Annotated in this window: 26 protein-coding genes, 1 tRNA gene and 2 pseudogenes; 18 read left to right on the top strand and 11 right to left on the bottom strand. The window is 60.6% G+C overall.

Annotated elements, in window-relative coordinates; genetic code table 11:
- Positions 1–42: 42 nt before the first annotated feature.
- The 11 genes and pseudogenes from BHD06_RS10625 to BHD06_RS10575 form a co-directional block, all read left to right on the top strand.
- Positions 43–1,086 (top strand): cysteine desulfurase family protein, encoded by a 1,044-nt coding sequence (locus tag BHD06_RS10625; protein ID WP_080456995.1) that lies wholly within the window; start codon positions 43–45, stop codon positions 1,084–1,086.
- A gap of 18 nt (positions 1,087–1,104) precedes the next feature.
- Positions 1,105–2,628 (top strand): Fe-S cluster assembly protein SufB, encoded by a 1,524-nt coding sequence (gene sufB, locus BHD06_RS10620; protein WP_080456993.1) that lies wholly within the window; start codon positions 1,105–1,107, stop codon positions 2,626–2,628.
- On the top strand, positions 2,628–2,936 hold the full coding sequence (locus BHD06_RS10615; protein ID WP_080456991.1) for a hypothetical protein: 309 nt from the start codon (positions 2,628–2,630) through the stop codon (positions 2,934–2,936). Before sufB ends, BHD06_RS10615 begins: the two co-directional genes overlap by 1 nt.
- Positions 2,923–3,129, top strand: coding sequence for a hypothetical protein (locus tag BHD06_RS10610; RefSeq protein ID WP_080456990.1), 207 nt, complete (start codon positions 2,923–2,925; stop codon positions 3,127–3,129). Before BHD06_RS10615 ends, BHD06_RS10610 begins: the two co-directional genes overlap by 14 nt.
- Before the next feature lie 32 nt (positions 3,130–3,161).
- Positions 3,162–3,917, top strand: coding sequence for a Fe-S cluster assembly ATPase SufC (gene sufC / locus BHD06_RS10605; protein ID WP_080456989.1), 756 nt, complete (start codon positions 3,162–3,164; stop codon positions 3,915–3,917).
- Positions 3,917–5,206 carry a Fe-S cluster assembly protein SufD gene (sufD, locus tag BHD06_RS10600; protein ID WP_080456988.1) on the top strand — a complete coding sequence of 430 codons (1,290 nt, stop codon included), beginning with the start codon at positions 3,917–3,919 and terminating at the stop codon, positions 5,204–5,206. The genes sufC and sufD overlap by 1 nt, the downstream gene beginning before the upstream one ends.
- Complete coding sequence (locus BHD06_RS10595) at positions 5,206–5,691, top strand: YIP1 family protein (RefSeq protein WP_080456987.1); 486 nt, start codon at positions 5,206–5,208, stop codon at positions 5,689–5,691. Before sufD ends, BHD06_RS10595 begins: the two co-directional genes overlap by 1 nt.
- Positions 5,688–6,284 (top strand): Yip1 family protein, encoded by a 597-nt coding sequence (locus BHD06_RS10590; RefSeq protein ID WP_254892384.1) that lies wholly within the window; start codon positions 5,688–5,690, stop codon positions 6,282–6,284. The genes BHD06_RS10595 and BHD06_RS10590 overlap by 4 nt, the downstream gene beginning before the upstream one ends.
- A gap of 1 nt (position 6,285) precedes the next feature.
- Positions 6,286–7,506: a cysteine desulfurase gene (locus BHD06_RS10585; protein ID WP_080456985.1), complete on the top strand. Its 1,221-nt coding sequence runs from the start codon at positions 6,286–6,288 to the stop codon at positions 7,504–7,506.
- Between the two features lie 215 nt (positions 7,507–7,721).
- Positions 7,722–7,798, top strand: a tRNA-Arg gene (locus BHD06_RS10580).
- 322 nt (positions 7,799–8,120) lie between these two features.
- Positions 8,121–8,310, top strand: a pseudogene (locus BHD06_RS10575) (DDE-type integrase/transposase/recombinase); the annotation flags it as partial.
- A 95-nt stretch (positions 8,311–8,405) separates the two neighbouring features.
- Here the strand turns inward: BHD06_RS10575 and BHD06_RS10570 are convergent.
- Positions 8,406–9,098, bottom strand: a complete 693-nt coding sequence (locus BHD06_RS10570) for a FadR/GntR family transcriptional regulator (protein WP_080456983.1) — start codon at positions 9,096–9,098, stop codon at positions 8,406–8,408.
- 224 nt (positions 9,099–9,322) lie between these two features.
- Here BHD06_RS10570 and BHD06_RS10565 point away from each other — a divergent pair, with 224 nt between their 5' ends.
- The 6 genes from BHD06_RS10565 (at position 9,323) to BHD06_RS24725 (ending at position 14,540) form a co-directional block, all read left to right on the top strand.
- On the top strand, positions 9,323–10,405 hold the full coding sequence (locus tag BHD06_RS10565) for a TRAP transporter substrate-binding protein (protein ID WP_080456982.1): 1,083 nt from the start codon (positions 9,323–9,325) through the stop codon (positions 10,403–10,405).
- Positions 10,406–10,491: 86 nt separating this feature from the next.
- A complete protein-coding gene (locus tag BHD06_RS10560; RefSeq protein WP_080456981.1) occupies positions 10,492–11,043 on the top strand; it encodes a TRAP transporter small permease subunit in 552 nt (183 codons plus the stop codon).
- A complete protein-coding gene (locus tag BHD06_RS10555) occupies positions 11,043–12,365 on the top strand; it encodes a TRAP transporter large permease subunit (RefSeq protein WP_139784695.1) in 1,323 nt (440 codons plus the stop codon). The genes BHD06_RS10560 and BHD06_RS10555 overlap by 1 nt, the downstream gene beginning before the upstream one ends.
- Before the next feature lie 124 nt (positions 12,366–12,489).
- Positions 12,490–14,079, top strand: a complete 1,590-nt coding sequence (locus BHD06_RS10550) for a gamma-glutamyltransferase family protein (RefSeq protein ID WP_080456979.1) — start codon at positions 12,490–12,492, stop codon at positions 14,077–14,079.
- A gap of 94 nt (positions 14,080–14,173) precedes the next feature.
- The gene (locus BHD06_RS23730; RefSeq protein WP_176214331.1) at positions 14,174–14,386 is read left to right on the top strand and encodes a hypothetical protein; all 213 of its coding nucleotides are present in this window, start codon (positions 14,174–14,176) and stop codon (positions 14,384–14,386) included.
- Entirely contained in the window at positions 14,295–14,540 is a 246-nt protein-coding gene (locus tag BHD06_RS24725; protein ID WP_376764848.1) for a universal stress protein, read from the top strand. The genes BHD06_RS23730 and BHD06_RS24725 overlap by 92 nt, the downstream gene beginning before the upstream one ends.
- Before the next feature lie 89 nt (positions 14,541–14,629).
- Here BHD06_RS24725 and BHD06_RS22985 read toward each other — a convergent pair.
- Both BHD06_RS22985 and BHD06_RS10540 read right to left on the bottom strand, forming a co-directional pair.
- Positions 14,630–14,725: pseudogene (locus tag BHD06_RS22985) on the bottom strand (enoyl-CoA hydratase); the annotation flags it as partial.
- Positions 14,726–14,734: 9 nt separating this feature from the next.
- Complete coding sequence (locus tag BHD06_RS10540) at positions 14,735–15,715, bottom strand: MBL fold metallo-hydrolase (RefSeq protein WP_080456976.1); 981 nt, start codon at positions 15,713–15,715, stop codon at positions 14,735–14,737.
- Positions 15,716–15,754: 39 nt separating this feature from the next.
- On the opposite strand from BHD06_RS10540, the gene BHD06_RS10535 reads away from it, so the two are divergent.
- Positions 15,755–17,050: an ATP-binding protein gene (locus BHD06_RS10535; protein WP_080456975.1), complete on the top strand. Its 1,296-nt coding sequence runs from the start codon at positions 15,755–15,757 to the stop codon at positions 17,048–17,050.
- Positions 17,051–17,071: 21 nt separating this feature from the next.
- Here the strand turns inward: BHD06_RS10535 and BHD06_RS10530 are convergent, their stop codons facing one another.
- From BHD06_RS10530 to BHD06_RS10495, 8 genes are all read right to left on the bottom strand, one after another.
- A complete protein-coding gene (locus tag BHD06_RS10530) occupies positions 17,072–18,586 on the bottom strand; it encodes a DEAD/DEAH box helicase (protein WP_080456973.1) in 1,515 nt (504 codons plus the stop codon).
- A gap of 198 nt (positions 18,587–18,784) precedes the next feature.
- Entirely contained in the window at positions 18,785–19,753 is a 969-nt protein-coding gene (locus BHD06_RS10525; RefSeq protein ID WP_080456971.1) for a glycosyltransferase family 2 protein, read from the bottom strand.
- A 39-nt stretch (positions 19,754–19,792) separates the two neighbouring features.
- Positions 19,793–20,236, bottom strand: a complete 444-nt coding sequence (locus BHD06_RS10520) for a MaoC family dehydratase (protein WP_080456970.1) — start codon at positions 20,234–20,236, stop codon at positions 19,793–19,795.
- A gap of 101 nt (positions 20,237–20,337) precedes the next feature.
- Positions 20,338–21,210, bottom strand: a complete 873-nt coding sequence (locus BHD06_RS10515) for a TIGR01459 family HAD-type hydrolase (RefSeq protein ID WP_080456969.1) — start codon at positions 21,208–21,210, stop codon at positions 20,338–20,340.
- Between the two features lie 103 nt (positions 21,211–21,313).
- Positions 21,314–21,817 carry a flavin reductase family protein gene (locus BHD06_RS10510; RefSeq protein WP_080456968.1) on the bottom strand — a complete coding sequence of 168 codons (504 nt, stop codon included), beginning with the start codon at positions 21,815–21,817 and terminating at the stop codon, positions 21,314–21,316.
- 167 nt (positions 21,818–21,984) lie between these two features.
- Positions 21,985–23,361, bottom strand: coding sequence for a TRAP transporter large permease (locus BHD06_RS10505; RefSeq protein ID WP_080456967.1), 1,377 nt, complete (start codon positions 23,359–23,361; stop codon positions 21,985–21,987).
- The gene (locus BHD06_RS10500; protein ID WP_080457048.1) at positions 23,361–24,041 is read right to left on the bottom strand and encodes a TRAP transporter small permease; all 681 of its coding nucleotides are present in this window, start codon (positions 24,039–24,041) and stop codon (positions 23,361–23,363) included. The genes BHD06_RS10505 and BHD06_RS10500 overlap by 1 nt, the downstream gene beginning before the upstream one ends.
- Before the next feature lie 114 nt (positions 24,042–24,155).
- Positions 24,156–25,157, bottom strand: a complete 1,002-nt coding sequence (locus BHD06_RS10495; RefSeq protein ID WP_080456966.1) for a DctP family TRAP transporter solute-binding subunit — start codon at positions 25,155–25,157, stop codon at positions 24,156–24,158.
- Positions 25,158–25,327 lie beyond the last annotated feature (170 nt).

The following is a 25,327-nucleotide window of genomic DNA, read 5'->3' as shown; positions in this document are numbered from 1 at the left end:
CCCACGCCCCCGGAGTATTGGATCCATAAAGAAACGGCAGCCATGGACAGGGTTTACCTCGATTACAATGCGACGGCCCCGCTGCGCACGGAGGCGCGGGCGGCGATGATTGCCGCGATGGACCTGCTGGGCAACCCGTCGAGCGTGCATGCCGAGGGACGCGCCGCCAAGGGTCTGGTGGAGCGCGCCCGCGCGCAGGTGGCGGCCGCGTTTGGGGCTGAAGGCGCGGATGTGATCTTTACCTCTGGGGCGACGGAAGGTGCCGCATTGGCCTGTGCCGGGCGCGGTCTGAGCGGTGCGATGATCGAGCATGATGCGGTCGGGGCCTGGGTGAGCGAGGATCTGGCGGTAGACGCGGCGGGACGCGTCACGGTGGTGGACCCCGCGCATTCGGTGCTGCAACTGGCCAATTCCGAGACCGGCGTTGTGCAGGACCTGCCCGAGGGTCTGGCCGTCAGCGACGTGACGCAGGGCTTTGGCAAGCTGCCGGTGGCCTTCAACTGGTCGGGCGCGGAGATGGCGCTGGTGTCGGCGCATAAGCTGGGCGGGCCCAAGGGTGTGGGCGCGCTGATCATTCGGCGCGGCACCGATCTTGCGGCGCAGATCAAGGGCGGCGGGCAGGAGATGGGCCGCCGCGCGGGCACCGAGAACGTCATCGGCATCGCCGGGTTCGGTGCGGCGGCCGAGGCCGCCGCATGCGATCTGGCGGCGGGGGTCTGGGGCCGGGTCGAAAAACTTAGAAACATTCTAGAATCAACTATTGCAGCGACCGCGAATGAGACTATTTTTGTCGGGAAAGCAGCGTCGCGCCTGCCCAACACCAGTTGTTTCATCACGCCGGGCTGGAAGGGCGAGACGCAGGTCATGGCAATGGACCTTGCAGGCTTTGCGATTTCGGCAGGCAGTGCCTGTTCGAGCGGCAAGGTCAGGGCGAGTCGGGTGTTGCGCGCCATGGGATATGACGACGCCCATGCCAGCTGCGCGATCCGTGTCTCTCTGGGGCCGGATGTGACGGAAGACGAGATCATGCGCTTTGCCGAAAGCTGGCTGACGCGCTGGAAAAAACATCGGGCTCGCATGGCCTGAGAGGAAGGGAGAAAGCCGATGGATGCTTTGGACGAGACCCAGGTCAAGGAAGGCGTTGATCAGGAAACGGTCGATGCGGTGCGGCAGGTGGGCGGCGCCTACAAGCACGGCTGGAACACCGATATCGAGATGGATTACGCTCCGCTTGGCCTGAATGAGGACATCGTGCGGCTGATTTCGTCCAAGAACGAAGAGCCGGAATGGATGACCGAGTGGCGGCTGGCGGCCTATCGGCGCTGGCTGGAGAAGAAAGAACCCGACTGGGCGATGGTCGATTACCCCAGGATCGACTTTCAGGCGCAGTATTACTATGCGCGCCCCAAGAGCATGGCCGAGAAGCCCAAATCGCTTGACGATGTCGACCCCAAGCTGCTGGAGACCTATGCCAAGCTGGGCATTCCGCTGAAGGAACAGATGATCCTTGCCGGGGTCGAGGGGGCCGAGGACGCGCCCGCCGAGGGCCGCAAGGTGGCCGTCGATGCGGTGTTTGACAGTGTCAGCGTCGGCACCACCTTTCAGGCCGAATTGCGCAAGGCGGGGGTGATCTTCTGCTCGATCTCAGAGGCGATCAAGGAGCATCCCGAACTGGTGAAGAAGTATCTCGGGAGCGTCGTGCCGGTCAGTGACAATTTCTATGCGACGCTGAATTCGGCGGTCTTTTCGGACGGGTCCTTCGTGTATATTCCGCCGGGCGTGCGCTGCCCGATGGAGTTGAGCACCTATTTCCGAATCAATGCCGAAAACACCGGGCAGTTCGAGCGGACGCTGATCATTGCCGACAAGGGGTCGTATGTAAGCTACCTCGAAGGCTGCACCGCGCCGCAGCGCGACGAGAGTCAATTGCATGCCGCCGTGGTCGAGATCATCGTCGAGGAAGATGCCGAGGTGAAATATTCCACGGTGCAGAACTGGTATCCGGGCGACGAGAACGGCAAGGGCGGGATCTACAATTTCGTCACCAAGCGCGCCGATTGTCGGGGCGACCGGGCCAAGGTGATGTGGACACAGGTCGAGACCGGATCGGCGGTGACGTGGAAATACCCCAGTTGCATCCTGCGCGGCGACGAGAGCCAGGGCGAGTTCTATTCCATCGCCATCGCCAATAACCATCAGCAGGCCGATACCGGCACCAAGATGATACATCTGGGCAAGAACACCCGGTCGCGGATCGTGTCGAAGGGGATCAGCGCCGGGGTGGCACAGAACACCTATCGCGGGCTAGTCTCGATGCATCCCAAGGCCAAGAACAGCCGCAACTACACGCAATGCGACAGCCTGCTGATCGGCGACAAATGCGGGGCGCATACGGTGCCCTATATCGAGGTCAAGAACAACTCCTCTCGCGTGGAGCATGAGGCGACGACCTCCAAGGTCGATGACGATCAGATGTTCTATTGCCGCTCGCGCGGGATGGACGAGGAAGAGGCGGTTGCCCTCGTCGTCAACGGCTTTTGCAAGGATGTGTTGCAGGCACTGCCGATGGAGTTCGCCATGGAGGCGCAGCAATTGGTGGCGATCTCGCTTGAGGGGTCGGTCGGCTGATGGCCGGGCAGGGCACTATCAAGGGGCCGCAGCGGCTTGCCATCGCGTGGCTGACGCGGTTTCCGCCGCGATTGCGGCAGGAGGGGCGGCGGCTTGGGCTGTTGATCCTCGGGCATTTCACGATCTTCCTGTTGGCGCTCGGCCATGACGAGATCGTTGCGGAATGCGTGGAGAACGGGATGATCGCCGCAGGGCGGGCCGAGACGGTCGAACTTGGCATCGGGCTGGGCCTGTTCCTGTGCTGGAGTGTGCTGACCGTGGCGATGGTGCGGATGATTGACCGGGCGCGCGCGGATGCGCGGCACTGACATGGGCCACGTGGAGGCGATCATCCGGCCCGGATTGACCCTGCCCGAGGCGAAGGCGGCGCATCTGCGCGAGGCCTGTGCCGGGGCGGAGGTGGTCCTCGAATACGGTTCTGGCGGGTCAACCGTGGTGGTGCCGACGCTGCTGCGGCCCGAGATTCTGTTGACGACGATTGAGATGATGCAGCGGCCATGACGCTGCGAGGACACTAGGAAGGACATAATAAAATGTTGGAAATCAAGAATCTGCACGTCGATCTTGAAGACGAGGACAAGACCATCCTGAAAGGTGTCGACCTGACCGTCGAGGCCGGCAAGGTGCATGCGATCATGGGGCCGAACGGCTCTGGCAAGTCGACGCTGAGCTACGTGTTGTCGGGGCGCGACGGTTACAAGGTTACCCAAGGCTCAGCCACGCTGGACGGTGTGGATCTGCTCGATCTGGAACCCGAAGAGCGCGCGGCGCAGGGGCTCTTTCTGGCGTTCCAATATCCAGTTGAGATCCCCGGTGTGGGCAACTTGACCTTTCTGCGCACGGCGGTGAACGCGCAGCGCAAAGCGCGCGGCGAAGAGGAAATGAGCGCCGCAGATTTCCTCAAGGAGGTGCGCGAGAAAGCCAAGACGCTCAAGATCGACGCCGACATGCTCAAGCGACCGGTCAATGTAGGCTTTTCCGGCGGCGAGAAAAAGCGCAACGAGATCCTGCAAATGGCGATGCTGGCCCCCAAGATGTGCATTCTCGACGAGACCGATTCGGGCCTTGATGTGGATGCGATGAAGCTGGTGGCCGACGGTGTGAACGCGCTGCGGCAGGACGGGCGTGGGTTTCTGGTGATCACCCACTATCAGCGCCTGTTGGATCACATCAAGCCGGACGTAGTGCATATCATGTCCGAGGGCCGGATCATCAAGACGGGCGGGCCGGAACTGGCGCTCGAAGTCGAGAAGAACGGTTATGAAGACCTGAAATCGGAGGTGGCGTGATGGCGGTCGCGCAGGCGAAGGAGACCGTGACCGAGGCCCGTCTGGCGGGGGTGCACCTGCCCGAGGGCGCAGGCTGGATCACCGCCGCGCGTGAGGGTGCGCTGGCGCGGGTCCGGGCGTTGGGCCTGCCCGAGCGGCGGCACGAGTATTGGAAGTTCACCCGCCCCGACAGCCTGACCGCGCCCGCCGTGCCGCAGGCCGCGTTGTATGACGACTCGGACGAGCCGGAGATGTTCGGCGATGTTGACAGGCTCCGCCTCGTCTTTGTCGATGGCGTGTTCGACCCGCAGGCGAGCGACGAGCTGGCGCTGGAGGCCGTGCGGGTCGAGCGGCTGAGCGAGGCCGGGCAGCGTGACATTCACTGGGCGCGCGACCTTTACGGCGTGCTTGAGGAACGCGGGCAGACCCCGGTGCCGCGCACGCTCGCCGCGCTGAACACTGCGCTGGCAAGCGACGGGATGTTGATCCATGTCACGGGCAGGGCCGCCAAGCCGATCAACCTGATTTATGTCCATAAATCAGACTCTTCCGATGCGATGTTGCATCACTTGGTGAAGCTTGATCCGGGCGCGGAGCTGACCGTTCTGGAGGACGGCCCGGCGGCGGCGCGCTTTAACAAGGTGATGGAGGTCGAGGTCGGCGATGGCGCGACCTTTCACCACCTGCGCACCCAAGGCCGCGACCATGAGCGGCGCGCGGCGACGCATGTCTTTGCCCGGCTGGGCGCGCAGAGCGTGTTCAAATCCTTTACCATGACCGCCAATGGCGTGATGACGCGCAACGAATGCGTGATCGAGCTGACCGGTGACGACGCCATCGCGCATGTCGCCGGCGCGGCCATGGGCGACGGCGATTTCCATCAGGATGACACGGTGTTTGTCACCCATGACGCGGAGCGCTGTGAGAGTCGGCAGGTTTTCAAGAAAGTGCTGCGCAACGGTGCTGTGGGCGTGTTTCAGGGCAAGATTCTGGTGAAACCCGGTGCGCAGAAGACCGACGGCTACCAGATCAGCCAGTCGCTTCTGCTTGACGAGGACAGCGAGTTTCTGGCCAAGCCGGAACTGGAAATCTACGCCGATGATGTGGCCTGCTCGCATGGCTCCACCTCGGGCGCGATCGACGAGGATGCGCTTTACTACTTGCGCGCGCGCGGAATTCCTAAACCGATTGCCACCGACCTTCTGACGCTGTCCTTCCTCGCCGAAGCGGTCGAGGAGATCGAGGACGAGGGCCTGCGCGACGAGATCAATACGCGGCTTGCGAGCTGGCTGGAGCGGCGGCGCAGCTGATGCCGGTCACGCGCGACATTGTCGCTACCTACTGCGGGCCGCGCCGGGTGGTGCGGCGCCTGCTGGAGATGGGCACGCGCGAGGATCGCGCGCTGGTGATGCTGGTCGCCGCCTGCGTCGTTGTGTTCGTCGCGCAATGGCCGCGCCTGGCGCGCGAGGCGCATCTGACCGGGCAGGATCTCAACCCGCTTCTGGGCGGGGCTCTGATGGCGTGGATCTTCATCGCACCGCTGCTGCTCTATGCGATCGCGCTGATCAGCCACGGGATCGCGCGGCTGATGGGCGGGCGAGGTACGGGTTATGGCGCGCGGTTGGCGCTGTTTTGGGCCTTTCTGGCGGCAAGCCCGCTGATCCTGCTGCATGGTCTGGTGGCCGGGTTCATCGGCCCCGGGCCCGGTTTGCAGGGCGTCGGGCTGATCTGGTGTGGTGTTTTCGTCTGGTTCTGGCTATCCGGACTGCGAGAGGCGGAATGGAGCAGCGCATGACAAGCGATCACGTCAAGGATCTGGTGCGGCAGACGCTGTTCCAGCCGCGCGAGGCCGCGCGCGCGCTGATCGGGATGCAATTGCCGGGGCAGTGGTTGTGGACAGCCCTTGCGCTGATGTCGATCCTCAATGCCATTGTCTATTCGCTGTCGCTGCAACTGAGCCCGCCGAGCGATCCGTCGGCCGCGTTGATGCCACCGGCCTTCCATTCGCCGATTCTGTTTGCGGTTTTCCTGTTCGGGGCCCTGGCGATCACGGTGATCACACTCCATTACGTGGGGCAGGGTCTGGGCGGTGCGCCCGCGTCGATGAACGATATCCTCGTCCTGCTGACATGGTTGCAGGTGTTGCGGCTTATGGTGCAACTCGCGGTGTTGATTCTGGCAGACGTGGCGCCCGTACTGGGTGCGCTTGTGGTGATGGTCGCGGCGGTCTGGGGCATTTACATACTGATAGGCTTTGTCGATGCCGCACATCGCTTCGGCAGCATGTTCAAGGCGGCGGGGGTGATCCTATTGTCGCTCGTGGCGATGGCGATCGGGCTGAGCGCGTTTTTCAGCCTTGTCGGTGTCGTCGTGATGAGAGGGGGCTGAGATGCTCAATGTCGAAAAAATCCGCGCCGATTTCCCGATTCTCGCACGAGAAGTGAACGGCAAGCCCTTGGTTTATCTCGATAACGGGGCTTCGGCGCAAAAGCCGCAAGTGGTGATCGACGCGATCACCACGGCCTATGCCCATGAATATGCCAACGTGCATCGCGGGCTACATTACCTGAGCAACCTTGCCACCGAGAAATACGAGGGCGTGCGTGGCACAATCGCGCGGTTCCTCGGGGTGGCGGATGAGGATCAGATCGTGCTCAATTCCGGCACCACCGAGGGGATCAACATGGTCGCCTATGGCTGGGCCATGCCCCGGATGGGGGCGGGCGACGAGATATTGCTGTCGGTGATGGAGCATCACGCCAATATCGTGCCCTGGCATTTCCTGCGCGAGCGGCAAGGTGTTGCGCTGAAATGGGTCGATGTGGATTCGCGCGGGTATCTCGACCCGCAAAAGATCATCGACGCCATCACGCCCAAGACCAAGATGATCGCAATTACCCACCTTTCCAATGTATTGGGGACCAAAGTTGATGTGAAGGCGATTTGCGATGCGGCGCGCGAACGGGGCGTGCCGGTGCTGGTCGACGGCTCTCAGGCGGCGGTGCATATGCCGGTCAACCTCGACGATCTGGGCTGCGATTTCTACGCCATCACCGGGCACAAGCTCTATGGTCCCTCGGGCTCTGGCGCGATCTTCGTGAAGAAAGAACGCCTCGCCGAGATGCGTCCCTTCATGGGCGGCGGCGACATGATCCGCGAGGTCAGCAAGGATCATGTCAGCTATAACGATCCGCCGATGAAATTCGAGGCCGGCACGCCGGGCATCGTTCAGACCATCGGGCTGGGCGTCGCGCTGGACTACATGATGGGCGTCGGCATGGAGGATATCGCGCGGCACGAGGATGATCTGTGCCACTACGCGCGGGAACGTCTCGCGGGTCTCAACTGGCTGAGCGTGCAGGGCACTACGCCCGACAAGGCGGCGATTTTCTCGTTCACCATGGACGGTGCCGCGCATGCGCATGACATCTCGACCATTCTCGACAAGAAAGGGGTGGCGGTGCGCGCGGGCCATCACTGTGCCGGGCCGCTGATGGACCATCTCGGGGTGACCGCCACCTGCCGCGCGTCCTTTGCGATGTACAACACCCGTGCCGAGGTCGATGCGCTGATCGACGCGCTGGACCTGGCGCACGATCTTTTCGCCTGATTTTAAGATTGCGGGGCCGTGTCGGCCCCGCAATACCGCGCGCATGTGGACCCATAGCTCAGCTGGATAGAGCGCTGCCCTCCGAAGGCAGAGGCCTATTTTTAATAATCTGATTTTAATAGATAAAAACGACCTATAATCGAATTTTCTGCAAAACAGTCCTAAAACTCTCTTATTGCACCTAGTTTCCGGACAAGATAGAAGCCTCGCACAGCGGTCCCATAGCTCAGCTGGATAGAGTGCACGCCTCCGAAGCGTGAGGTCGCAGGTTCGAATCCTGCTGGGACCGCCAGTTCAATCAAGCCATAATTCTTGTTTTAAAGCATCCGACTGAAAAGCTGAATCGCGAGGGATTCCCATAGCTGCTGATCTGTGATTCATCCTGTTTGGGAGGATTGATCATGTCAGCACCGATCTCAAAGTTTGGCAAACAACCGCCAACAGCACCTTTCCGTCGCATGCAGCAAAAGGTCAATCGCTCCCTTCGAAGGAGAGGGGCGATTTTTGTTCGCAGCAAGTGATGCTCAATTTTAGGGTGTGTCCTACACCATCTCCGGGGACACTTCCCCAGCAGAGCGTAGAAATCCCCTGATTTAGGTTTTTGCCGAAGTGCTTTAAACAACATCATCAAGCAGGATCATCGGTTCATCAAAAGAACTGACGCGACAAATGAAGGGCTTCAAATCCTTCAATTCAGCCTCTGCAACACTGGAAGGCATCGAAGTCGCGCACATGATCCACAAGCGACAATTCGAAGCGACGGGCCAAACCGCATTCCAGCGTTTCACGGCGCTCGCTGGATAACTGTGTACAGGGCCACGCACGAATCCGCAATTTTCCAAAATTTGCGACAGGGCCCAAGCAAGGCCTCCGTGAATGAAAGCCCAGCCTTGTGCCAGTCATTCCGGCATAAGCGACAGCTGGTTTCTGGCGGCCCCCTGGATCATTAGTTGAACCGATTCAATGTGCTTTCTCATTGCTTCTTCGGCTCTGCTTTCATTTCGAGCGGCGATTGCGTCGACGAGATCTTCGTGCTGCATCCACCACTGACGCTGTCTGGCAGGTGTGCTGACAACCATGTCACGCAGGCGCCCCCAATCGGTGTTGTTGCGGACATCGTTGATCGCGTCAAACACATCAAGCAGCAGTTTGTTGTGCGCGGCCTCCGCGATAGTACGGTGCAACGTTGCATCCCAAAGCTCGTAGGCCTTTGAGTCCGTCACAATTCCTGTTTTCTTTGCGCAGTACCACATTTGGGAAATCTGTTGTCGGCTTGCCCGCAGGGCTGCCAGTTGTGCGACTTTTGGTTCGAAAATGAGCCGCATTTCCAACAACTCGTGTGGGCTGGTTGTATCCGCCACCACTGAAAGACCCGGATTGGTTTCCAAAGGGCGACTGCCCGCAAATGTGCCGCGCCCCACATGGCGCCAGACCTTCTTTCTTGCTTCCAGCCGTTCAAGGAACACGCGAAGCGTTCCGCGGCTGATTTTCAGGTCTTCGCAGAGCGAACGTTCGGACGGAAGGCGCTCACCCGGAGCCATCGCCTCTATCATGTGACACAGTGCTGTCTCAGCATCTTCAGTTCTCTTCATTTGGGCTCTATCTGTTGAAATGTACCATTAATAAATTGGTATAATAAGACAAATAAAAAGTCAATTTTAAAATTCCCACTAATCTTTTTTATGCGTAAAAACAATTATCTGATGGATTGAAAGATCTGAAATAGAATCAAATATTTGATTCCAATTTTTTATTGGCCTAAAAATACTAAGCTCTTACGGGTGCGTTTGAGCTAGACTCTTGGGAGGACTACATAATGAAACGACGCAATCTACTTAGAGCTGGCCTGGTCGGCAGTGTTGCCGCCGCTGTAAGCACGCCGTCAGTTGTACGAGCTCAGGACAAAGTCCGTTGGCGCATGACAAACGCGTACGGACCGGGCGCGCCTTTCTATTCCGCAGGACCCGGTAGTCCTGCCGATTTTGCGCAGCGCGTATCGGATATGTCTGGCGGAAGGATGGAGATTCAGCATTTCGCCGCGGGGGAGCTGATCCCGGCGCTGGAAGGATTCGACGCGGTGCGCAGCGGCACAATCCAGATGAACGCCGCCAATTCGTACTTCTGGGCGGGCAGAAGCTTTGCAGCCCAGTATTTCACAACCGTTCCGTTCGGCCTGAACTTTGCCGGGCAGAATGCGTGGTTGTATCACGGAGGTGGAATTGATCTGTGGAACGAGCTCTATAAAGACTTTGGCATGATCGCCATGCCGTTGAACAACACCGGCATTCAGATGACGGGTTGGTATCGCGACCCGATTACAAGCGTTGAAGACTACAAGGGTCTGAAAATGCGTATCCCCGGTCTGGCGGGCAGGGTTTATGCCGAGCTTGGCGTCAACGTAAAGCTGCTGCCCGGCGGGGAAATCTTCCCGGCTTTGGAGCGCGGCGTCATTGATGCGGCAGAGTTTGTTGGCCCCTATCAAGACCGCCGCATGGGTTTGCACAACGCGGCCAGCCACTATTACACCACCGGCTGGCACGAACCGCAGAACACAGGTGAACTGCTGATCAACGCAAAGGCCTGGGAAGGCCTGCCTGATGATTTGAAAGCGATTGTTCGGGCTGCAGCACAGGCAACGACATTGGAAAGCTATTCCTGGTCCGAAGCCGTCAACGCCGAAGCCCTGGAAGATCTGGTCACCAACGAGGGTGTGCAGCAGCATGTACTTCCCGATGACATCGTTAGCAGGATGCGCGAGATCACTTTCGATGTCCTCGAAGAAAAAGCTGCGGCCGACCCAACGGTCAAGAAGGTTCACGACGCCTTCTTCGACTTCAAGAAGAAGTGGGAAGGCTGGGCCGGAATAAGCGAAGGGAACTACTACAGGAATATTTTGTAGGTCCTACCGGATCCGGCTGCGCCAGCTTTGGATGGTTGCCGGCCGGGTCCAGTCTGTTGCATGAACGCCCATCTTGAGGATAGCAAATGGATGATCCGGACGACATAAACCCGTCAAACGCCTATGGCACCGACGCACTTGGCCGCCTCGGCCGCGGATTAGAATGGATTGTAGAGATGTCCGGCAGGATCGCGATGTTTCTCGTGCTTGCCTTGGTATTGCTGGTTTCTGCAAACGTCGTGCTGCGGTACTTCTTTTCGATTGGCCCCGTTTCCATGCAGGAATTGGAGTGGCACATTTTGGCACCCGTGGCGATGATCGGATGTGCCTACACGATGCGCCACCACGGGCATGTTCGGGTCGACTTGCTGTATGACAAGTTCGCCCCCCGAACGCAGAACTTTGTCAACCTGTTTACTTCAATTGCTTTGTTCATTCTCTGTGTCCTCACCGTCAAGCTTTCGCTCAATTTTGTATCAATGGCGTACGACATATCGGAAGGGTCTCCTGATCCCGGAGGATTGCCGCATCGCTTTCTTTTGAAGGCGATGGTGCCTCTTGGCTTCACATTACTTGCGATTCAGGCCGCTGCGCACAGCATTTTGTATTTCACGCGCATCACCGGGAGTAATTCTTAATGGAAAATGAAACATTTGCTCTGTTGATGGCCGGTGGATTTCTGGGCCTGCTGTTTGTCGGTGTACCGGTCGCCACATCGCTTCTGATTTCCGGGTTTGTCTTTGGATATCTTGGGTTCGGATCCTTTCTGTTTGACCTGTTGCCCGCGCGATTCTTTGGGGTGGTCACAAACTACACACTGATGGCGGCACCGTTGTTCGTCTTCATGGGGGTGATGCTCGAAAAATCGCGATTGGCCGAAGACCTACTTGATATTGCCGGTCATATGTTCGGTCGGCTGCCCGGGGGAATGGGCGTTTCGGTCATCGTTGTTGGCGTGCTTATGGGGGCATCGACCGGAATTGTTGGCGCAACCGTTGTGACGCTTGGCTTGCTGACGCTGCCGGTGTTCCTGCGCCGCAACTACAACAAGGCTCTGTCCTGCGGTATTATCTGTAGTTCCGGCACATTGGGGCAAATCATTCCACCAAGCTTGGTTCTCATTCTTCTGGCGGATATCCTGTCAGTATCCGTCGGTACAATTTTTGCCGCAGCCATGATCCCGGGATTGGTACTGTCTGCCATTTATATTGCCTTCGTCTTGTGCATCGGCGCGTTTCGGCCGGACTGGGCTCCGCCCATTCCCAGCAAAGAACGTGACGCCATGACCAAGTCGAAACTGCTCAAAGAGTTCTTCCGCGTCGTCGTGCCGGTTATCGGTTTGATCCTCGCAGTGCTGGGGTCGATCATCGGGGGCGTTGCTGCTCCGACGGAAGCGGCGTCAATGGGTTCGCTGGGCGCATTGCTCATCGTCGCAATAAGCGGCCGTCTCGACAAAGAAGCCCTGATCGGAACATTGGATCAAACGCTCAAGATTACGGCCATGATATTCTTCATTCTGATCTCCTCGCAGGTGTTTTCGTTGTCTTTCCGTGGGCTTGGGGGCGATCATCTTGTGGCATCCCTTTTCGAATTAATCCCGGGTGGGGTAACCGCAGACTTGGTCTTTATGCTGCTGCTGGTTTTCGTTCTGGGTTTCTTCCTCGAATGGATTGAAATTTCCTACATCGTCCTGCCGTTGTTTGTTCCCATCTTCGCGAATGCAGGCGTGGACATGGTTTGGTTGGCGATGCTGATCAGTATGACCCTGCAAACAACATTCCTCAGCCCGCCGGTTGGATGGTCGTTATTCTTCCTTAAAGGGGTTGCCCCTCCAGAAGTGACAACACGGGACATTTACCTAGGCGCTATGCCGTTCTTGATTTTGCAGGTTATCGCGGTGGTCATGATCTTCAACTTCCCTGACATCGCGCTGTGGCTGCCGCGTTATCTGGGTTGGTAAACCCGAAGTAAAACACGAGTGACCCCGGGCAGACGCCGGGTTCGCCTGACTAACACCGCCAACGTAAAAACCGCCAAACCGAACAAGACTGTCCGGATTGCGGTAAGAACACTGGAGAAAAGAAATGTTGCAGACTCCACGATCAACACGCGGAATGGTCGTCGCACCGCATCATTTGGCATCAGAGTCCGGGTTGCGTGTCCTTCGCGATGGGGGAAATGCCATTGAAGCCATGATTGCATCAGCCGCCACGATTTCCGTTGTCTATCCGCATATGAATGGGCTTGGAGGTGACAACTTCTGGCTGATACGCGGTAGCGACGGTAAACCGGTTGGCATCGATGCCTGTGGTGGACTCTGGAACAATGCAAGTGCAGACTTTTACTGCGATCTTGGCCTCGACAGGATCCCGTCACGCGGTCCTTTGGCGGCGATTACGGTTGCCGGTGCGGTTTCCGGTTGGGCGGCTGCACATAAACTTGCTGCTGCCGAAGGTGGCAAGCTGCCCCTGTCTCGGTTGTTTGAAGATGCGATCTACTATGCGCGCAACGGTGTCCCCACTTCTCGAACCCAACACGAAAACACCAAATCTAAGTTGAGTGAATTCGACGGTGTTTCAGGCTATGCCGATACATATTTGCACAACGGAAAAGTTCCCGAGGTCGGGGAGTTGTTCCTTCAAAAAAAGATCGCGGCGACGTTGGAACATCTCGCCAGTAAGGGGCTGGATGATTTCTACACTGGCGATCTGGCAAGGGCCATCAGCGAAGACCTTGAACAGGCTGGCAGCCCCATCCGCCTTGAAGACCTTAAGGCGCACCGGGCGCGACAGGTTGAACCGCTATCTGTGCGGGCCTTTGGTGCAACCGTCTATAATATGCCGCCGCCGACGCAGGGGATCGCATCCTTGATGATCCTTGGAATTTATGAACGGTTGCAGCACAAAACGTCAGAAGATTATGGGTTTGTGCACGGGTTGGTTGAATCCACCAAACGGGCATTCCGCGCACGCAATGCGCATGTGACGGACCCGAAATACATGACCAAGGCGCCACAGGACCTACTTGATCCAGGTCACCTTGATAAACTGGCTGCGCAAATCGACGCACAAAAGGCCGCCCCTTGGGACGATGCGACCAACAAAGGCGATACAGTCTGGTTGGGCGCTATCGACGGAGAAGGACGGTCCGTCAGCTTTATTCAGAGCCTCTACTGGGAGTTTGGTTCAGGCGTCGTTCTTCCTCAATCCGGCATTACCTGGCAAAACCGCGGCACAACGTTTTCGCTGGATTCATCGGACCGTAATCCAATTGCACCGGGCCGAAAACCGTTTCACACTATACAACCTCCCATTGCTGTGTTCGATGACGGTCGGTCGATGGTTTACGGGACGATGGGTGGCGAGGGGCAACCTCAGACACAGGCAATGGTCTTTACGAGATATTCTGCATACGGTCAGGAATTGCAGCATTCGGTCACCGCGCCGCGTTGGCTTTTGGGGCGCACATGGGGTGAAGCAAAAATGAACCTTAGGATCGAAAACCGATTATCGCCTCAGGTCATCGACGCACTTGTTGCAGCGGGTCACGACACAGAGGTCATCGGCCAGTTTGATGAAATCATGGGACATGCCGGGGCAATTGTAAGGCATCCGTCGGGTGTCTTTGAGGGAGCTGTTGATCCGCGCGGGGACGGCATTGTGGCTGCTTATTAACGGGCTTGGGTCAGACATCTTAGTGTTTCGAAACCATGAGTGTAACGGTCCGAAAATCTGAAAAAGGAGAAAGTCTACGTTCAAGAATATCCTGGTGCCGATCGATCTGGCAATTGAACTTGTGTCTGCTCGGCAGTTGTCGGCAGCCAAACGTTTCGTAGAATCACATGGCGGCAAGGTCACAGTTCTGCATGTGCGGCGCAATCTTCCAGGCTATGCGCAGAGTTCTGTGTCGAACGCGACCAACCGGAAAATTATGGCGGAAGCCGAGAGAAAGCTTGAAGCACGGCGCAAACTGCTGGGTTGAACGATCATTCGGGCTTGTCTTGCTAGAGGGCAACCCCGCGCGGACGATCTTGAACCACGCCAACAAGATTGGTGCAGATCTTATCATTATGCCGTCCCACGATCCCAATATAACGGATGGTAATCTCCCCATTTTTGCGTGGGCTTGGTCGTAGAATTTACGCGGCCATCTTCAGTTACTGTGCGGGGTCATCCCGCCGTTGCCCACATTGGGATGCTCGTTGTTGTAGGACCAGAGCCATTCGGTGGCAATCTGCTGACAACCCGCCGCCGCGGCCACGCCCGTCACCTCGGCGATCACCGGCTTGGGGCAATTCACGATCGCCTGCATCGCGCCCGAACTGCGCCATCAACTGCCCATGGGTCCCGACAGTGGCGGGATCGGCGATTTCTGCGCGGGCTCCGACCGGCCGGGGATGTGTGACAACCTGAACCGGGTCGCAGGGTGGAGCGTGCCCTCTGCCGTCACCAACGCTCGGCCATGCAGGTCGATCAGGTGGGCGAGGACATTGCGCGCCGCAGCAGGCAGGAGCGTGTGCGGCGTATCGGTATAGAGCCGCGTGGCCAATGCCCAGGCGGTCTGCGGCCCGTCGGCCAGCGCATTCAGGATGGCCACCTCGCGCCCCTTGCGATGCGCGATCAGCCAGTCAAGCCGCGCTACGGGATCGGCGACCGGCGCGCCATGGCCGGGCAGCAGGCGTGCGGGCGCACGGGAGCGCAGCCGGGCGCAAGAGGCCATGAACTGTGTCAGATCGCCATCGGGCGGCGAGACCAGCGAACTCGCCCAGCCCATCACCAGATCGCCGCTGAAGAGGTCGCGCCCCGTATCGAAACACAGATGATTTCCGAAATGCCCAGGTGTCCAGAGCGCGGTGAGCGACCAGCCGTCGCCCGTCACCCGCTCACCATCGCAGAGTAGCAGATCGGGGGTGAAATCCGCATCCACGCCCTCACCCCCGCCGACATCGCCGCCCGCGGCAAGCGCCTGCATGGTCGCGCTGCGCCCCGCCTGCGCGTCGCCGAAAGCGAGCACCGGCGCGCCGGTTTCCCGCGATAATCGCGCGGCAAGCGGGGAATGATCGAGATGGGCATGGGTGACAAGGATATGGCTGATGCTCTGACCCGGGTCCAATGCGTCCAGAATGGCCGCGAGATGGGCCTCGTTATCGGGCCCGGGGTCAATCACCGCAAGCTGTCGATGGCCGAGCACATAGGTATTGGTGCCCCAGAAGGTCATCGGTGACGGGTTGGGCGCGAGAATGCACCGCAGGTCGTCGCCGATCCGCTGCGGTATCCCAACACTGGGTCTCTCTTGCTGATTTGCTCGCATCGCTCTTTCTTCCGCTGCCGCCCAAGGATAGGTTTAGCCATGTCCTTACGCTGGCTCAAACCCTATATGCCGCGCGGCCTGTTCGGCCGGGCCACGCTGATCCTGCTGCTGCCGGTGATCACGCTGCTTCTGGTGGTCTCGATCGTCTTCATCCAGCGGCATTTCGAGGGCGTCACCCAACAGATGACCGAAACCGTGGCGCGCGAGATCCGCGCGGTACTGCGGGAACAGGACCGGGACGGGGATGGCTCGGTGGCGCGCACGCTCGGGATCAGCGTGCGCCCGATAGAGCCTGCCGAACTCCCTGAGCAGCATTTCCGGCGTTGGTACGATTTCTCCGGCATCGTCGTGATCCGCGAATTTGGCGCCTATTTTCCGGATCTGCGCCGGGTCGCGCTGCGCGACAACAATATCGTGGAGCTGTATTTCGACCGTCCCGGTGGCGGCCTTGTGCTGATGTTCGAGCGGCGGCGCGTCTCGGCGCGGCAGCCGCATCAATTGCTGGTCAACATGGCGGTGTTCGGCGTGTTGATGACGGTGGTGTCGTTTCTCTACCTGCGCAAGCAGGTGCAGCCGATCCGGCGGCTGGCCGAGGCGGCCGAGGCGTTCGGGCGCGGGCGGCATGTGCCCTACAAGCCCAAGGGGGCCACCGAGGTGCGCGCGGCGGGCAGCGCCTTTGTCGACATGCGCGCCCGGATCGAGCGGCAGATCGAGCAGCGCACGCTGATGCTGTCGGGGGTCAGCCACGATCTGCGCACGCCGCTGACCCGGCTGCGGCTGAGCCTTGCGATGCTCGACGAGGAGGAGGCAGAACCGATGCTGCGCGACGTGGCCGACATGGAGCGGTTGCTCGACGGCTTTCTCGACTTCGCGCGCGGCGCGCAGGAGGGCGAGGCGGAACCGGTCGATCCGGTGACGCTGGTGCGGCAGGTTGTCGAGGACATGCGCCGCGCGCGGGTCGATGTGACGCTGGTCGAAGCCGACGGGACGGGCGAGGTGGGCTTGCGCGCGGCCGGCATCCGGCGGGCGCTGGAGAACCTGATCAACAACGCGGTGCGTTACGGCACGCGCGCCGAGGTGTCGGTGACGCTGACCGAGCGGTTGCTGCGCATCCGGGTGGAGGATGACGGTCCCGGCATCCCGCCCGAGAGCCGTGGCGAGGCAATCAAGCCCTTCACCCGGCTGGAGCCCGCACGCAACCAGAATCGTGGCACCGGCGTGGGGCTGGGCCTGTCGATCGTGGTCGACGTGGCGCGCGCGCATGGCGGGACGCTGCGACTGGCCGAAAGCGAGAGGCTGGGCGGGCTCTGCGCCGATATCGTAATCGCGCGCTGACGCCAGCGGCGGGCAGGGGCATTAGCCCGCGCGCCGCTCCTCGAAGCTGAGCGCGATGAAGCTGGGCATGTGATCGCCCATGCCGACCACCTTGTTGCCGTGATCTCCGCCGCGGCCTCCGCCACTGCGGCCAGAGCCGCTGTTGCTGCGGCCATGGCTGCTGCGCTCGTGGCCACCACGGTCCTGGGAACTGTCTTGCGGCTTGTCCTGGGATTTGGACTGGGATTTTGCCTGGGGCTCAAGCTCCGTCTTCGGTGTCTCGACTTGCGCCTCGACGGAGGCCTCCTGCGATGCGTCGGCCTTCTTGCGGCTGACAGTGCGACTGCGGCTTCGGCTCGGCTTGGCGGGCTTGTCCTCTGCCTCGGCCGGCGTGTCGCTGCCCCCGGATTTCACCGGGCTGTCGAGCCGGGGGATTTCTTTCTGGAGAAGCGCCTCGATCGCGGCAAAGTTCTTCTCATCGCGAGGATTGCAGATCATCATCGCCTTGCCCGAGCGCCCGGCACGACCAGTGCGGCCGATGCGGTGGACGTAATCCTCGGCATGGCTGGGCACATCGTAGTTGAATACGTGACTGACGGCCGGCACATCAAGGCCGCGTGCGGCGACGTCCGACGCCACGAGAATCTTCAGGTCCCCGGCGCGGAACTGATCGAGCGTGCGCGTGCGCTGGCTCTGATCGAGATCGCCGTGAATGGGGGCTGCGTCATAGCCGTATTTCTTGAGCGATTTGGCGACAACATCGACGTCGATCTTGCGGTTGCAGAACACGATCGCATTGGTGCAGGCCTCGCCCTCGCCGTCGACAAGCGCGCGCAGAACGGCGCGTTTCTCGCTATCGGCGCGGTCACGGCGGGTGGCTTTGATCATCACGACGCCCTGTTCGATGGTCTCGCTCGCCGTAGCCTGCCGGGCCACCTCGACCCGGGCGGGGGCTGACAGGAACGTGTTGGTGATGCGCTCAATCTCGGGGGCCATTGTGGCCGAGAAGAACAGCGTCTGCCGGGTGAAGGGCGTAAGGCTGAAAATCCGTTCGATATCAGGGATGAATCCCATATCCAGCATTCTGTCGGCCTCGTCCACCACCATGATCTGCACGCCGGTGAGCAAAAGCTTGCCGCGCTCGAAATGGTCGAGCAACCGGCCCGGGGTGGCGATCAGCACATCGACGCCCTTGTCGATCAGCTTGTCCTGCTCCTTGAAGCTGACCCCGCCGATCAGTAGGGCCTTGGTCAGTTTGAGGTGTCTGGAATAGGTGTCGAAATTCTCGGCCACCTGCGCCGCCAATTCGCGCGTCGGGCAGAGCACGAGGCTGCGCGGCATGCGCGCGCGGGCACGTCCCCGCGACAGCAGCGACAGCATCGGCAGCGTAAAGCCCGCGGTCTTGCCGGTGCCGGTCTGCGCGATACCCAGCACGTCGCGCCCCTCTAGGGCCGGGGGGATGGCCCCCGCCTGAATGGGGGTCGGGGTTTCATATCCCGCTTCCTCGATCGCCTTGAGGACCTTGGGGTTGAGATTCAGATCTGAAAATTTGGTCATGCGTATCCGTGGTTTACGGACACAATCCTGGCCCGTACGTCTGTCGCCGGGTCAGACCCCTCCTGGGCCTGTGGTTCTCCACATGGGTGACCCGCTGCGCCTCCCTTACCTGAAGCGCCGGGTGCGGTCAATGACATGCCTCCGAGGCGATAGGGCAATGGCCCGAGGGGCCGCAGATCGTGTATGAACGCGAAACAATCAGACGAAATCGGCGAAGTGCTTTTGACGTTTTTCATCGAGCGCGAGAGGAATGGAATGCAGGGCCCCATGCGCGGCGAGGCGCGCACGCAGGGCAGGGGAGGCGACGCAGACCTCGTCGTAAAAGCGGCGCAGCGCCGTCTCGCCGCCCTCGTCTTCGAGCATCCGGAATAAGGCATGCAAGTTGAGCCCGCCACCGCCGGGCTGCGGCGCGGGTTTGAGGTTGTCGCGGTACGAGCCCTGTTCGAGGCGAAAGCGATAGGCGGCCTGCCAATCATCCCATGAGGGGGCGTGGAGGTGACAGAGATGCGTGTCGGGCAATTCCGCGGGTGCGTCATCCATCACCTTGTCCCGAAAGGCGTTGTGGATGCGCAGGCTGATGTCGGGCAGGCCGGTGCGGACGAATACCTTGCCTGCCACATGGCTGAGAAAGCCGCCGTTGAGATGCGGGCCGTAGGTGGGGTAGATGGCGTTGGTCTGCTCGCGGCGGGGCATCTGGAACAGTGCACAGGACTTGAACCAGTGCGTACCCGCCGCCGGAGGATCGGCGGGGTCTGCGGCGAGCGCCTCGATCGGGCGGATGCGGGCGCTGAGCGTGTCCTCGGGTAGGGCGGCCAGTTGCGCGGGCAGGGGGCTGGCGGGCCAGAGGAATTCATCCACGTCGATATGCGCCAGCCAATCCACCTGTGGGCGCTTGTTGAGGCAATGGGTGGCGTTGAGGCTCTGGCGCGGCTGGTGCTTGTCCGGTCGCCCCTTGCGCCGGCGGCGTTGCCAGTAATCGTCATCGCACAGGATCACCCGGCATTTCGGATGCGCGCGCAGCGCGGCCTCGGCCTGCGGATTGGCGGCGTCGAGATAGACATGCAGGCGATGAGCGCCCAGATCGAGGTGATGGGCGGCGAAATTCAGGATGTCGCGGGCGGGGGCCTTGATCGTGGCGACAAGGCCCCATGTAGGGGTAGGGGTCATGCGCAGAGCATGCGGTGCGGCGTTGTGCGGCGCAAGGGATCAGTCGAACTTGCGCGACGGCGCGAGTACGGTGGCCTCGCCGATCAGCACCTTCTTGCCCTCCACCAGGCAGCGGCAATCAAGCTGCACGCGGCGCTTGCCATGGTCGATTCCCACCACCTCGACCTCGGCATGCACCATGTCGCCGGGGCGCACGGGGGCGAGGAATTTCAGTGTCTGGCCCATATAGACCGTGCCATGGCCCGGCAGCTGCTCGCCGATCACCGCCGAGATCAGCCCGGCCGTCAGCATGCCATGCGCGATGCGCCCCTCAAAGATCGTGTCCTGCGCATAGGCATCATCGAGATGGACCGGGTTGCGGTCGGTCGAGACCTCGGCGAACATCTCGATATCGCGGTCGGTCACGACTTTGCGCAGGTGGCGCGTCATGCCCATTTCGATATCTTCGATACAGATCGTGCCGCGCGGCATATTATCCAACATCTCCGCCCTCCGCTTGGTTTGGCGTGTAATAATCGGGCTGTATGATGCCCGGAGTTGGAATTTTATTACTTCGCAGTCGCAGAAAAAGCAAGCGCTTTCTGTCAGCGCAGAAACCCGATTGCATAGGTTGGTGCGGACATTTCCTTTTCTAGATAGGTGTTTAGCGCCTGCTCTTCAGGTTGCTGCGACGTTTTGGTCTCTTTCGCAGCGAGGCCGCCGGTAATGAAAAGAGAATCGATATCCTCACCCATTGCACCCTTGATATCGGTCTGCGCCCCGTCGCCGATGGCGAGGATGCGGTGGTTTTCCACGTCGCGCCCCAGGGATGCGAGTCGACGCCGCGCAAGATCGTAGATCGGCGGGTGTGGCTTGCCGAAATAGAGGCTTGTCCCCCCCATCTCGGTGTAAAGCTGCGCCAATGCGCCTGCGCACCATTCCCGGGTTTCGCCACGATCAACGACGATATCGGGGTTCGCGCAGAGCAGCTTCAGGCCCTTCTGCTTGGCATAAAGAAAGTGCGGCCGCATTTCGGCGGGGTCGGCATTGGGATCGAAGGGACCGGCACAGACGATACCATCGGCCTCTTCCAGCGGCACGCGGCTCACCTCGACCGGGTCCTCGATGATCTGGAGCAGCTCGAAGAAACTCTCGTCATGGGGCTGGCCGATGAACCACAGCTTTTGCCCCACGACGCCGCGGAACATCGCCGCGCGGGCACTGTCACCGGAGGTGGCGATGCTGTCCCAGGCATCGGTTGGCACGCCGAACCTATCGAGTTGGCGCGCCACCGAGTCGCGGGCACGCGGTGCGTTGGTCACCAGGATCACGGTGCCACCGGCCTTGCGATAGGCCTGCAATGCCGAGACGGCGTCGGGCAGGGCGCGCACGCCGTCGTGGACGCAGCCCCATAGATCGACAAAGAGCGCGTCGTAGCGGTCGGAAATCTCGCTCAGGGCGGTGATGATACGGGTCATGGGCGCGTCTCCTTGGCTGGGTCGCGCGCAGATATGGCAGGGCAGGCGCGGTTTGGCCAGCGGAGCAATTCGAGTATTTTCGCCATAAAGAAACGAGACGGTGTCAGTCGCGATGCGGGCGCACGATATGGTAGTCGCCGCTCATATAAGTCAGCGGGCGTTCGCCGGTATTGGTCAGCCGCGCGACCTGTCCGATGCAGATCGCGTGGCTGCCATGCATCATCAGATCGGTCAGCGCACAGGAAAAAGCGGTGGCGCGCGGCAGGATGGGGCCATGCGCGTCGGCCTCGAAGGGGAGCCCGGCAAAGCGATCTTCGGGATTGTCGGGCGAGGGTCCGGCAAAGGCGCGCGCCACCTCGACGGCATGTTCCGGCAGGATATTGACGCAGAAGGCGCGATTTTCGGCCACGGTGCGGGCAATCCTGCTGTCTGAGCGTAGGCAGATCAGCACCGACGGCGGATCGGCCGAGAGCGAGGTGAAGGCGCTTACGGTGGCACCTGCGCGGCCCGCCGTACCGTCGGTGGTGACCACGGTGACGGTGGAGGCGACCTGACGCATGGCCGCCAGGAAGGCGTCGCGTTCCACGCTCACGGTCTCTTGGGTCACGCGTCTCTCCTTGGTTGGGCCTTATGGGTAGCGGCGAAACATGGCGTGGTAAAGACGCCATTGCGACACCGCAGGTAGCGCGCGGCGCGCAGCGTTTCAAATCGCAAATGAAAACGCCACGCAAAGGGGGCATTCCTCGCGTGGCGTATCTGCTGTGATGAGCCGGGTCAGTTGGTGATGATCTCCGGCCCCATGAATGTGTTGGGCAGAAAGGTCGAGATCCACGGAATATAGGTGACCATGATCAGGAACACGAAGAGCACCGCGAGGAAGGGCAGGGCGGCGCGAACGACCGACATCATCGGCATGCCCGCAACGCCCGAGGTGACAAAGAGGTTGAGCCCTACCGGCGGCGTGATCATCCCGATTTCCATATTCACTACCATGATGATGCCAAGGTGAATGGGGTCGATCCCCAGTTCGATGGCGATGGGAAAGACCAGCGGTGCCACGATCACCAGAAGGCCCGACGGCTCCATGAACTGCCCGCCGATGAGCAGGATCACGTTGACCACGATCAGGAACATGACCGGGCCGAAGCCCGCCGACAGCATGGCATTGGCGATGGATTGCGGGATCTGCTCGTCGGTCAGCACGTGCTTGAGGATGAGGGCGTTGGCGATCACGAACAAAAGCGTGACCGTGAGCCGCCCGGCGTCGAACAGCGTCTTCTTGGTGTCAGGGTGCACGAAGGCGGTGACAACAGCCCAGGGCTTGCGGCTGAGGCTGGTATTCCGGCCCTCGCCGGAGGTGGCAAGCGGCCCCATGTCACGGTAGATGAAGCAGGCGATAAAGAAGGAATAGACCGCCGCAACCGCCGCCGCCTCTGTGGGCGTGAAGATGCCGCCATAGATGCCGCCGAGGATGATGACGATCAGAAAGAGGCCCCAGCCCGCCTCGCGCCCCGAGGCCCAGATCTCGCCCCAGCCTTGCCAGTCGCCTTTCGGCAGGTTGCGCACCCGCGCGATGACATAGATCGTCGTCATCAGCATCAGGCCCGCCAGAAGGCCGGGAATGACGCCCGCAAGGAACATCCGACCCACCGACACATCGACCGAGGCGGCATAGACCACCATGACGATGGAGGGCGGGATCAGGATGCCGAGCGTGCCAGCGTTACAAATCACGCCAGCCGCGAATTCCTTGGTATAGCCGACCTGCCGCATCCCTGCGATGACGATCGTGCCGATGGCCACAACGGTCGCCGGTGAAGAGCCGGACAGCGCGGCGAAGAGCATGCAGGCAAACACGCCCGCGATGGCGAGCCCGCCCGGCAGGTGCCCGACGCAGGCGATGGAGAAGCGGATGATCCGCTGCGCCACGCCGCCCGTCGTCATGAAGGCCGAGGCGAGAATGAAGAACGGGATCGCGAGCAGGGTGTAGTGGCCGACAAAGGCCTCGAGCAGGGTGCCTGCGACCGAGGCCAGCGAGCTTTCGGAATAGATCAGCAGGAAGAGGGTCGAGCTGAGCCCGAGCGAGATGGCAATCGGCACACCGATCAGCAGAAGGCCGATCACCATCGAGAAGAGAAGGACGACATCCATCAGTTCGATCCCCCGTTCGCGTCGCGCGCATGTTCGGCGCGGATCTCGTCAAGCTCGTCCTCGACCTCGTGGCTGGCAACCAGACGATCCACGTCGCCGCGCCAGATTGCGACCGCGACCTGTGAAAATCGCAGCACCAGCAGGAGCGCCGAGATCGGCAGCACGATATAGGGCACGACCTTGGGCAGTTTCTCGTAGGTTTCGCCGTAGTTGATCATGTCCTCCAGAAAGCGGAAGACACCGACCATCGGCACGTCCTGCACCTCGTAGAAGCTCTGGCTGCGGGCGCTCATGTCGAAGCCCGTCGGAAACCAGCGCCCCGATGTGGGGGGCAGGTCGGCGAAGACCGCCCAGTAATCGTAACAGCCCTTGAGCAGCAGCAGCGAAAACATCAGGCAGGCCGCGACCGAGATGAGCGCAAGCACGCGACGCGCCGGTTGCGACACCATGTTGAGGATCGCGTCCACGCCGAGATGCGCGTGTTTCTTGACTGCGTAGGAGGCACCCAGCAGCACCAGCCATCCGAACATGAACACCGTCAGTTCGAGTGCCCAGAGGATGTTCGAATTGAAAATGTAGCGCGCCACCACATTGGCGAAGGTGGTGAGTGTCATCAGCCCGAGCAGCACGGCGATCACCGTCTCCTCGATCTGGTCGATTAGCCCTGTCCTGTGCTGCATCGTCCCGGTCCCCTGATCTTGCAGAAGTCTGTTGCAGGTCGGGCGGGCCACGGGGGCCCGCCCGATACTGATACCCATGCCCCGATTATACGGGGCAGCACCGTTAATGCAGATTTACGAACTGCTGTTCGAGGCCACGGCGGCGTCGATATTCTCGGCACCGACATCGCCCTCGAACTGCTCCCAGACGGGCTTCATCGTCTCGACCCACTTTTCGCGCTGCTCGGCCGAAAGTTGCCGCACCTCGCCACCGGCGTCGATCACCGCTTGCTTGGCATCTTGGTTGACCTTGGACGACTCGGCATTGCGGGTCTCGGTCACCTCACCCACGATGGTCAGGAACTGGTCACGTACATCGGCGTCCAGGCTGTCCAGCCAATCGACGCTGGTCACCAGCAGGTAGTCGATGATGCCGTGATTGGTCTCGGTGATGCCGTCCTGCACCTCGAAGAACTTCTTGCCGTAGATATTGGACCAGGTGTTTTCCTGCCCGTCCACAACGCCTTGTTGCAGCGCGCCGTAGACCTCGGAAAAGGCCATCTTTTGCGGGCTGCCGCCGATCGCCTCCATCTGCGCCACGAGCACGTCCGAGGATTGAACGCGGAACTTGAGGCCGTTGGCATCCGACGGCTCCAGCAGCGGCACGTTCGCCGACATCTGCTTCATGCCGTTGTGCCAGTATGCCAGACCCTGAAGGCCGCGGCGTTGCATCGAGTCGAGCATCGCCTGACCGGTTTCGGACGCTTGAAAGCGGTCGACGGCATGCACGTCCGAGAACAGGAACGGCAGGTCGAAAAGGCGGAACTGCTTGGTGAATTTCTCGAATTTCGAGAGGCTGGGTGCGGCGAGCTGCACGTCGCCCTGCAGCATCGACTCGAGCACCTTGTCATCGTTGTAGAGCGTGGAGTTCGGATAGACCTCCATGCACATGGTGCCGTTCATTTCCTCGTTGACGCGGGATTCCAGCAGCGAGGCGGCGATGCCCTTGGGATGCTTGTCAGTGTTGGTGACGTGGCTGAACTTGACGACGATCTCGCCGTCGTCACAGGCGGCCATCGCGGTGCCTGCAAAGGCGGTAAGGGCCAGTGCCGATACGGCAGCGGTCATGAATTTCATCTTGGATCTCCTCCCATGGATTACAGTCTGTTCCGAAACGCCCGGTTCCGGGCGCGGTGCCGATATCGTGAGAGAATCACACGTGCTGCTCAAGATCCTGCGATATTTCTGGGCGCTCTGCCCGATTTCTGACCGTTTATCAGAGGTTTGCCGAGCGGATATGACATGTC

It is taken from the genome of Roseovarius sp. A-2 (assembly GCF_002072155.1).
Classification (GTDB): Bacteria; Pseudomonadota; Alphaproteobacteria; order Rhodobacterales; family Rhodobacteraceae; genus Roseovarius.
The sequence above is the reverse complement of the archived record's forward strand: the minus strand, read 5'-3'. Positions and strand labels throughout refer to the sequence as shown.

Bases quoted from the DNA above. Each gene is read 5' to 3' on its own strand.
- BHD06_RS10610 (WP_080456990.1), top strand. From the start codon at position 2,923: ATGCGCGGCACTGACATGGGCCACGTGGAGGCGATCATCCGGCCCGGA.
- BHD06_RS10515 (WP_080456969.1), bottom strand. From the start codon at position 21,210: ATGACCCGTATCATCACCGCCCTGAGCGAGATTTCCGACCGCTACGAC.
- BHD06_RS10530 (WP_080456973.1), bottom strand. From the start codon at position 18,586: ATGACCAAATTTTCAGATCTGAATCTCAACCCCAAGGTCCTCAAGGCG.
- BHD06_RS10550 (WP_080456979.1), top strand. From the start codon at position 12,490: ATGTTGCAGACTCCACGATCAACACGCGGAATGGTCGTCGCACCGCAT.
- BHD06_RS10505 (WP_080456967.1), bottom strand. From the start codon at position 23,361: ATGGATGTCGTCCTTCTCTTCTCGATGGTGATCGGCCTTCTGCTGATC.
- BHD06_RS10540 (WP_080456976.1), bottom strand. From the start codon at position 15,715: ATGCGAGCAAATCAGCAAGAGAGACCCAGTGTTGGGATACCGCAGCGG.
- sufC (WP_080456989.1), top strand. From the start codon at position 3,162: ATGTTGGAAATCAAGAATCTGCACGTCGATCTTGAAGACGAGGACAAG.
- BHD06_RS10525 (WP_080456971.1), bottom strand. From the start codon at position 19,753: ATGACCCCTACCCCTACATGGGGCCTTGTCGCCACGATCAAGGCCCCC.
- BHD06_RS10590 (WP_254892384.1), top strand. From the start codon at position 5,688: ATGACAAGCGATCACGTCAAGGATCTGGTGCGGCAGACGCTGTTCCAG.
- BHD06_RS24725 (WP_376764848.1), top strand. From the start codon at position 14,295: ATGCGCAGAGTTCTGTGTCGAACGCGACCAACCGGAAAATTATGGCGG.
- BHD06_RS10555 (WP_139784695.1), top strand. From the start codon at position 11,043: ATGGAAAATGAAACATTTGCTCTGTTGATGGCCGGTGGATTTCTGGGC.
- BHD06_RS10520 (WP_080456970.1), bottom strand. From the start codon at position 20,236: ATGTTGGATAATATGCCGCGCGGCACGATCTGTATCGAAGATATCGAA.
- BHD06_RS10585 (WP_080456985.1), top strand. From the start codon at position 6,286: ATGCTCAATGTCGAAAAAATCCGCGCCGATTTCCCGATTCTCGCACGA.
- sufD (WP_080456988.1), top strand. From the start codon at position 3,917: ATGGCGGTCGCGCAGGCGAAGGAGACCGTGACCGAGGCCCGTCTGGCG.
- BHD06_RS10625 (WP_080456995.1), top strand. From the start codon at position 43: ATGGACAGGGTTTACCTCGATTACAATGCGACGGCCCCGCTGCGCACG.
- BHD06_RS10570 (WP_080456983.1), bottom strand. From the start codon at position 9,098: ATGAAGAGAACTGAAGATGCTGAGACAGCACTGTGTCACATGATAGAG.
- sufB (WP_080456993.1), top strand. From the start codon at position 1,105: ATGGATGCTTTGGACGAGACCCAGGTCAAGGAAGGCGTTGATCAGGAA.
- BHD06_RS10615 (WP_080456991.1), top strand. From the start codon at position 2,628: ATGGCCGGGCAGGGCACTATCAAGGGGCCGCAGCGGCTTGCCATCGCG.
- BHD06_RS10595 (WP_080456987.1), top strand. From the start codon at position 5,206: ATGCCGGTCACGCGCGACATTGTCGCTACCTACTGCGGGCCGCGCCGG.
- BHD06_RS10535 (WP_080456975.1), top strand. From the start codon at position 15,755: ATGTCCTTACGCTGGCTCAAACCCTATATGCCGCGCGGCCTGTTCGGC.
- BHD06_RS10500 (WP_080457048.1), bottom strand. From the start codon at position 24,041: ATGCAGCACAGGACAGGGCTAATCGACCAGATCGAGGAGACGGTGATC.
- BHD06_RS10560 (WP_080456981.1), top strand. From the start codon at position 10,492: ATGGATGATCCGGACGACATAAACCCGTCAAACGCCTATGGCACCGAC.
- BHD06_RS10565 (WP_080456982.1), top strand. From the start codon at position 9,323: ATGAAACGACGCAATCTACTTAGAGCTGGCCTGGTCGGCAGTGTTGCC.
- BHD06_RS10495 (WP_080456966.1), bottom strand. From the start codon at position 25,157: ATGAAATTCATGACCGCTGCCGTATCGGCACTGGCCCTTACCGCCTTT.